The organism is Streptomyces sp. TRM64462, assembly GCF_013362995.1.
Taxonomy (GTDB): domain Bacteria; phylum Actinomycetota; class Actinomycetes; order Streptomycetales; family Streptomycetaceae; genus Streptomyces.
Genome location: NZ_JABWDV010000092.1, coordinates 1 through 550, shown reverse-complemented (window position 1 = coordinate 550; position 550 = coordinate 1). Strand labels below are relative to the sequence as shown.

Here is a 550-nt window from a genome sequence, read left to right as displayed (position 1 = left end):
ATCGACACGCTCGCCCCCGACGTCTGCGGGCCGCTCCGCGAGCGGGAGCAGCGGGCGAGCGCCGCCGTCGTCGGGGTCGGCGCCGTGGAGTTCCTCGACCACCGGGACGGCGTCATCGAGTACGGCATCGGCCTGCGGCGGGACATCGCCGCCGCGATCCGCCGCCACCGGCCGGAACTCGTCATCACGCTCAACCACCGCGACACCTGGGGCGGTGTCGCCTGGAACACGCCCGACCACGTCGCCGTGGGCCGCGCCACGCTGGACGCGGCCGGCGACGCGGGCAACCGCTGGATCTTCCCCGAGCTCGTCGAACAGGGCCTCGAACCCTGGGACGGTGTCCGCTGGGTGGCCGTCGCCGGCTCCGCGACCCCGACCCACGCCGTCGACGCGGGCCCCGGCCTGGAGCGCGCCGTACGGTCGCTCCTGGAGCACCGTGCGTACATCGAGGCCCTGACCGACCAGGACCCGGAGGAGTACTGCCGCTCCTTCCTCACCGGCCACGCCCACGCCGCGGCGGAGCGCTTCGGCGGAGTCCCGGCAGTCACCT

1 protein-coding gene is annotated in these 550 nt (G+C 75.1%); it reads left to right on the top strand.

All coding sequences use genetic code 11. From position 1 onward, the window contains the following. A partial coding sequence (locus HTZ82_RS04510; protein WP_175407959.1) for a PIG-L deacetylase family protein occupies window positions 1-550 on the top strand: 550 nt, incomplete at both ends.